The sequence below is a fragment of the Shewanella sp. NKUCC06_TVS genome (assembly GCF_019345515.1).
GTDB classification, from domain to species: Bacteria; Pseudomonadota; Gammaproteobacteria; order Enterobacterales; family Shewanellaceae; genus Shewanella; species Shewanella oncorhynchi.
The window spans coordinates 405,819-412,118 of record NZ_JAHKQX010000002.1; the positions used below are offsets into that span (position 1 = coordinate 405,819).

Sequence of the window (6,300 nt, forward strand, 5' to 3'; positions counted from 1 at the left end):
TCCAAAACCGGAGGATAAAAGTAGCAAGGATGGTCGAAAATATCACCAACCAATACCGCATAGACCCAAGTTTAACGTAAGCAAAAATGTCGTACTTTAGTTGGCTATGCCATATCAGCATTGAATAAATACTCATCGCTTAGATTGGGTCCCCACAGTTTGAATATGCTGAAGATTCAAACAGCACGAGCGAATGCGGCTCTGTCGTTACCCCAACCTTTTGACCAATACTTAGCTGCATCATTTGGCTACGCACCTCCACATAATAAGCATGGGAAGCGGCCTCAATTTTGACCCAATAATGACAAAAGGCGCCTAAGAAACGTCGCTCAGTGATAGTACCAACGCCCTGTTCATCGGCGCTGAGCGTCAATTGCTGTGGTCGCAAGAATACTGTTCCGCTGAACTCGCTCGGCAAATTTAATGGCGTGAGGCTGGTTAAATGACCTATGGGAGTGACAACACTGTGCCCATCAAACACTGCTGCAGGTAAGTAATTACCGCTACCTAAAAAGTCCGCCACATAGCGGCTGTTTGGGGCGGCATATAAGGCTTCGGCACTACCATGTTGCACTATGATGCCTTGATTAAAGATGGCTAAAGTATCTGCAAATACAAAGGCTTCATCCTTGCTATGAGTAACAAACACCGCGCTGACATTACGCTGTTTTAAGATGCTGCGAATTTCCGCCATCATCTCGTAGCGCACTTGGGCATCAATATTGGAAAAAGGCTCATCGAGCAGCAATAACTGCGGCTCATAAGCAAGTGCTCGCGCAATCGAAACTCGCTGCTGCTGACCGCCAGATAATTCATGGGGATAACGCTGTGCCAACCCTTCAAGTTTGACCAAAGCTAGCATTTCATCCAAACGTGCCTGACGTTCTGCGCCCGACAATCTAGCCACCCCAAAGAGGATATTTTCCGCCACAGTCAAATGAGGGAAAAGCGCATAGTCTTGAAAAATCATGCCGATGCCGCGCTGCTCGCTAGGTACAAACTGGCTATCGCCACTCACTATGCGGCCATTAATCTGGATTTCACCTTGGCTTATGGCCTGTAATCCAGCAACTGCACGCAATAAGGTCGTCTTGCCACAACCGCTTGGGCCTAACAACGCCAGGATTTCCCCTTGGGCGAGCGTTAAACTCAAACCTTTAAGTACTTGCTGGCCCTGATAATCGCTATGAATTTGCTTAAGCTTGAGCGTACTTGTCATCAGCTGTGATGCTCCAATGAACGGTTTAAATAAATAAGCGGCACTAAACCCACCAGTACAATCACAATAGCAGCTAATGCGCCGTGCTCGAGTTTTTCATCGGACGCAAACTGGAATACATAAGTTGCAAGATTCTCAAAACCGATAGGCCGCAGCAATAACGCAGCGGGCAGTTCCTTCATGCTTTCGATAAACACCAATAAAGCGCCCGCAAACAATCCCTTGGCAAGTAAAGGCAAATGCACCCGCCGCAAAAGTTGCCTAGGAGTTTGCCCCATGGTCAGGCTCACCATGTCTAGCGATGGCGAGATGCGTTTATAACTGCTTTCAACACTGCCAATCGCAATTGCCACGAAACGTACACAAAAAGCAAAAATCAATGCCATCACACTGCCTGTAAGGATAAGGCCTGGGCCTGCTATACCGAAAAGATCCGCCAGATCGTTAATCGCAAAATCTAACATAGTTAAAGGCACTAATACCCCAATAGCCAGCACAGTGCCTGGTAAGGCATAGCCCGTCGAAGCTAACCGTGAGGGCAAAGCATCACTCTGTCTTGGGCTTATCCGGCGAACGAACATAAGCAGTAAGGCGATTAAGCAACAGAGTAAACTGGTGATCAGCGCAAGACTGAGGCTGTTAAGACTCAATTGCCAAAAACTCTTATCCCAGCTTTGTTCAAAGTAACCAATGGCATAGGATAATAAAATCCCGAAAGGTAACAGAAAGGCTAATAGCAATAGCATGCCGCAAAAGCTGAGTGCGACCAAGGTTTGAGTCATCGAGAGTCGATACAAGTCTGTGGCTTGTATACGTGATTGTTTTTGGAATAACTGCTGTTTACGACGGGCAAAACGCTCAAATCCAATCAGGCTAAATACCACCAGCAAGATAATCGCCGATAACTTAGCGGCGGCGGTCAAATTGCCATAACCCAACCAAGTGTCGTACACGGCTGTCGTTAAGGTAGGCACGGCAAAATAGTTAACCGTTGCAAAATCAGCGGCCGTCTCCATCGCCACTAAAGCCACCCCAACGGCGAGCGCAGGCCTTGCCATAGGCAAAGATAAACGCCAAAAACTTTGCCACGGTGAACAGCCCATAATGCGCGAAGCATGGGCCAAACTTAAGGATTGCTCCATAAAAGCGGTACGCGCCAAGAGATAAATATAGGGAAACAATACCAGCGACAACATACACGCCGCGCCGCCTAAGGTACGAATATCGGGGAAGAAATAATCCTGCGGTGAGTCCCAGCCAAATATCGAACGAAGACCGCGCTGCACTGGCCCCGCATAATCGAGTAAATCGGTATAGACGTAGGCAACAATATACGCAGGCATAGCGAGGGGCAATAATAGCGCCCATTGCAAATATCGCCTGCCGACAAAGTCACAACGAGCCATCAACCAAGCGCAGGGTAACGCGAGTAATAACGCCCCCAGACTCACCCAGAAAATCAGCAATAAACTATTAATGATATATGTCGGCAGAACCGTTGCCATCAAGTGCCCAAACACGGCTTCGTCAGGCTGAAAAGCTTGAAATATCAACGCAAATAGTGGCAATACCAGCAAGGCAGCCACGGCATAACCAGCAAGCGACCAGCTTCTGGCTAATCCTAAAATCATGTCAATCCTTAAAACGTCACAGCGCCAATCACTGGCGCTGATCACCTAAATCTACATTTTGTCGCTAGCACTGGAGCTAGAGATCAAACTGCACTTCATCTAATAGCTTAACCGCCGCTTGGTGATATTCTGCCAATTTAAAAATGGGCAATTGATCTGACTTAAACTTACCCCATGAGGCCACTAAAGATGAAGGTGCCACATCGGCTTTCACTGGATATTCCATATTCACATCGGCATAGGCCTTTTGAGCCACATCGGCGGATAAGAACTCCATCAATTTGATCGCATTGGCTTTATTAGGCGCATGGCGAGTTAGTACCATACCAGACACATTCACATGGGCACCGCGGTCAGCTTGGTTCGGGAAGTTGAGCGTCACAGCTTCGGCGATCGCCTTTTGCTCAGGATCCTGCAACATATTGCCGTAATAGTAGCTATTACCAATGGCGATCTCACACACACCTTCTTTTACTGCGGCAATTTGCCCCCTGTCGTTCCCCTGAGGTTTGCGGGCTAAATTAGTTTTCACGCCTTGTAACCAAGTTTTTGCCTCAGCTTCACCGTGATGAGCAATCATAGATGCGACTAACGCTATGTTGTATGGATGCTTACCACTGCGAGTACAAATCTTTCCTTTATATTTGGGATCGGCTAATTCTTCATAGGTCAATTGCTGCTGGCCTAAACGATCCTTGGCTGTATAGAGATTTCGCACCCGCATAGTCAGGGCATACCACTGGCCGTCGGGATCGCGATACTGCGCAGGAATATTGCTCTCTAGCAGGGGATTTTTGACTGGAGAGGTTAGATCTTTATCCACTAATTCAACTAAACGTGAAAAATCAGACGTCAGCACAAGATCCGCTGGGGATAAACGGCCTTCACGGACGAGACGCTCGGCAATACCGTCTTTAGCAAATACCAAATTCACACCTATGCCAGTTTCTTCGGTGAAACGCGTCAGGATAGGCTCCACCAAGAAAGCTTGACGATAAGAATAAACGGTTAATTTATCATCTGCATTCGCTGAATGCCCAACCGACATTAACCCAACAACAGCCGCGCAAGTTACCCATTTCATTACCGAATTCTCCCCAAAGTGATGACGTGTTCAGTAAAATTTGAACACTAACGCATTAATGATAATGCTTATCAGTTTCGCAAGAGTAATAGATACAGAACTTGAGAGCAAGCAGCTAATTAACTTTATGTTTTTAATGGTATTAATCTGAAAATTTGAGATTATCTCAAATCAAACTAAACTGAACCTTAATTTGATTAAAATGCTTTCAGGAGGCGTTATGTTAACTGTTTTGCTACTAGGCGTAGCCGCAATTGCGCTATTTGGCTTATTCAAACTCAATACTAGTCCCAAAAGACATAAACACTCTTCTCAAGCTGCAGATCCCAGTATTAATAAAACTCACAGTTTTCACAGTGTGAGCATAGTGAATAACGGCAGTTGCTGTGTGCAGATTGAAGCGCTTTCTGGAAAACGATTTTTATCGAAAGATGCGCCCGAAATTCCGATGGAAGAATGCACTATGGCAAACTGCCAATGCCGCTATCAACACCATGAAGACAGGCGCCAACTAGGCAATGATCGCAGAGTAGAATATGGGGTTACTCGTGAATTATTCGGCGCTTTTGGTGAACAAAATCGCCGTGATAGGCCAAAAGGAAGACGCGCAACCGACGGTTGAGCATCCTCTGCGGATTATTGGGGACGAGTTTGAATAAATGCAGGTAAATCACGCATTTCACTGAACCAAAGTGCTGTCGCAGGTGCAACCTTACGCCAATCTAGCTCTGGATGTCTAAAATCCACATAATCGAGTAAGCAAATCAAGGCTAATTGCGGTGCTTGAATCGTGGTTTGGGTGATCACAGTTTGAAGCTCAATCTGCATAAGGCCGCGCAGCAGTGCTTGTTCAAAACGTGCAGTCCAAAATACTGACCTCACGCCTTCTTCTTCACGCATTTGCTCTTGGCGTAATTTCACCGCGCTATCGATTAAGCCTTTGACTAAAGAATACTGACACTCCAGCACCCAGTTATTATTTGAGATCCCAAACATCTTACGATCGCCAAGCTCTGCATCTAGGTAACGCATAATCACTTCACTATCGAATAGTGCTACACCATCGTTGGTAATAAGACATGGGATCTGTCCTAACGGGTTAGCATCGAGTAATTCTGCGCTGTTTTCAAAGGGATTAACTAACTGATCTTCAATATTGTTAATCCCTAGATACTGGATTAAGGCTCTTACACAACGGGCATAGGGCGAAGCTTGAGAACTTAACAACTTCATCAAAAATTTCCTTTTGTTTGCATTAAACGCTATGGCTTTTTAGGGGCAAGAACGGCAACAAGTTTACTCTCGCCTTCTATGTAAAATTGAGATTACCAGTATTTTTCAACGGTAATTTGCCCAGGAGCACGGCGTAAATTCTTCACCAACCCTTTATCGAGTAAAGCGGCTTGCGCACCATTAATCATACCCGGATTGCCGCAGATCATAACTTGAGAGTCAGCTGCGTTTAAGGTTAGTCCTGCCTTTTTTTCGATTTCACCCGAGACTATCCCCTCGGGAATACGGCACTGTAAAGCATCGGCAAAGGGTTTACGGGTCACACTCAAGACTAATGTAAATTGTTCAGGGTATTTGCGTTCTAAATTACGCAACTTATCAAGATATGCCAAATCCTGTGCCTCGCGCACGCCATACACAAGCACAACTTTTTCAAAACGCTCCCAAGGTTCATCGGTGTCGAGCATAGACAAAAATGGCCCTACTGCTGTTCCTGTGGCTAAAAACCACAAATGCTTCCCTTGGAGTTCACCCTTAGGAATTTCAGCTAAGGTCATAAAACCAGTCGCGGTTGAGGTAATTTCAATTTCATCGCCTATTGCAAGGTTGTGTAATTGAGGCGATAACAGGCCATCCTCTACCGCAACGGCGAGCACCTCGGCATAAGGTTTATCGGGAGAATTAACTAAGGAGTAGGCTCTAGCCACACGCTTATCATCTTGCATTTGACTTAACTTGATAAACTGACCAGGAATAAATGGAGCTAACTCGGCAGCAATGCGCAATGAGAATAACTTATCACTCCAATCAATACGTTCTATCACTTGTCCCCTAATCCACATAACTTGCCCTCAAGCGAAACGTTAAATAGGCTTCCAGCATAGACTTTTTTCTGCACAACAAAAACCCCTTATATAACTGTCTCTTGATCACATCTTTTGCTCAAGAGACAAGGCTAGCTGGTAACCTTCAAGGATGGTTTGCAGTTTAAACCATCCTTGCCATAACCTTTCCCAGCCCACAATTCCGCTTCGTTTGCTGTCATTCCAGCCCGCGAGTTTTCCTAATCTTAGATAAGCCCAATGCACACTGGGGACTTGTTCGGGCGGTTGGCTTTTTTCCGTCTTTAGCCA

6 protein-coding genes and 1 pseudogene are annotated in these 6,300 nt (G+C 45.9%); 1 reads left to right on the forward strand and 6 read right to left on the reverse strand.

Translation table 11 applies throughout. The annotated features are described in order from the left end of the window. Nucleotides 1–139: 139 nt before the first annotated feature. The 3 genes from KO531_RS03860 to KO531_RS03870 all read right to left on the reverse strand — a co-directional run bounded on the left by KO531_RS03860 (nt 140) and on the right by KO531_RS03870 (nt 3,934). A complete protein-coding gene (locus tag KO531_RS03860; protein ID WP_028759403.1) occupies nt 140–1,219 on the reverse strand; it encodes an ABC transporter ATP-binding protein in 1,080 nt (359 codons plus the stop codon). Next, nucleotides 1,219–2,850, reverse strand: a complete 1,632-nt coding sequence (locus tag KO531_RS03865; RefSeq protein ID WP_219250430.1) for an iron ABC transporter permease — start codon at nt 2,848–2,850, stop codon at nt 1,219–1,221. The genes KO531_RS03860 and KO531_RS03865 overlap by 1 nt, the downstream gene beginning before the upstream one ends. Before the next feature lie 76 nt (nt 2,851–2,926). Then, complete coding sequence (locus KO531_RS03870) at nt 2,927–3,934, reverse strand: Fe(3+) ABC transporter substrate-binding protein (protein WP_131525198.1); 1,008 nt, start codon at nt 3,932–3,934, stop codon at nt 2,927–2,929. A 220-nt stretch (nt 3,935–4,154) separates the two neighbouring features. Between KO531_RS03870 and KO531_RS03875 the strand changes: the two genes are divergently transcribed. Further along, nucleotides 4,155–4,556 (forward strand): hypothetical protein, encoded by a 402-nt coding sequence (locus tag KO531_RS03875; protein WP_219250431.1) that lies wholly within the window; start codon nt 4,155–4,157, stop codon nt 4,554–4,556. Between the two features lie 14 nt (nt 4,557–4,570). On the opposite strand, the gene KO531_RS03880 is transcribed toward KO531_RS03875, so the two are convergent. From KO531_RS03880 to KO531_RS03890, 3 genes and pseudogenes are all read right to left on the reverse strand, one after another. Beyond that, a complete protein-coding gene (locus tag KO531_RS03880; RefSeq protein ID WP_219250432.1) occupies nt 4,571–5,167 on the reverse strand; it encodes a glutathione S-transferase N-terminal domain-containing protein in 597 nt (198 codons plus the stop codon). A gap of 92 nt (nt 5,168–5,259) precedes the next feature. Further along, nucleotides 5,260–6,009, reverse strand: coding sequence for a ferredoxin--NADP reductase (locus tag KO531_RS03885; RefSeq protein WP_105250220.1), 750 nt, complete (start codon nt 6,007–6,009; stop codon nt 5,260–5,262). Nucleotides 6,010–6,096: 87 nt separating this feature from the next. Further along, nucleotides 6,097–6,300: pseudogene (locus tag KO531_RS03890) on the reverse strand (IS4 family transposase); the annotation flags it as partial.

Bases quoted from the DNA above. Each gene is read 5' to 3' on its own strand.
- KO531_RS03885 (WP_105250220.1), bottom strand. From the start codon at position 6,009: ATGTGGATTAGGGGACAAGTGATAGAACGTATTGATTGGAGTGATAAG.
- KO531_RS03880 (WP_219250432.1), bottom strand. From the start codon at position 5,167: ATGAAGTTGTTAAGTTCTCAAGCTTCGCCCTATGCCCGTTGTGTAAGA.
- KO531_RS03865 (WP_219250430.1), bottom strand. From the start codon at position 2,850: ATGATTTTAGGATTAGCCAGAAGCTGGTCGCTTGCTGGTTATGCCGTG.
- KO531_RS03875 (WP_219250431.1), top strand. From the start codon at position 4,155: ATGTTAACTGTTTTGCTACTAGGCGTAGCCGCAATTGCGCTATTTGGC.
- KO531_RS03860 (WP_028759403.1), bottom strand. From the start codon at position 1,219: ATGACAAGTACGCTCAAGCTTAAGCAAATTCATAGCGATTATCAGGGC.
- KO531_RS03870 (WP_131525198.1), bottom strand. From the start codon at position 3,934: ATGAAATGGGTAACTTGCGCGGCTGTTGTTGGGTTAATGTCGGTTGGG.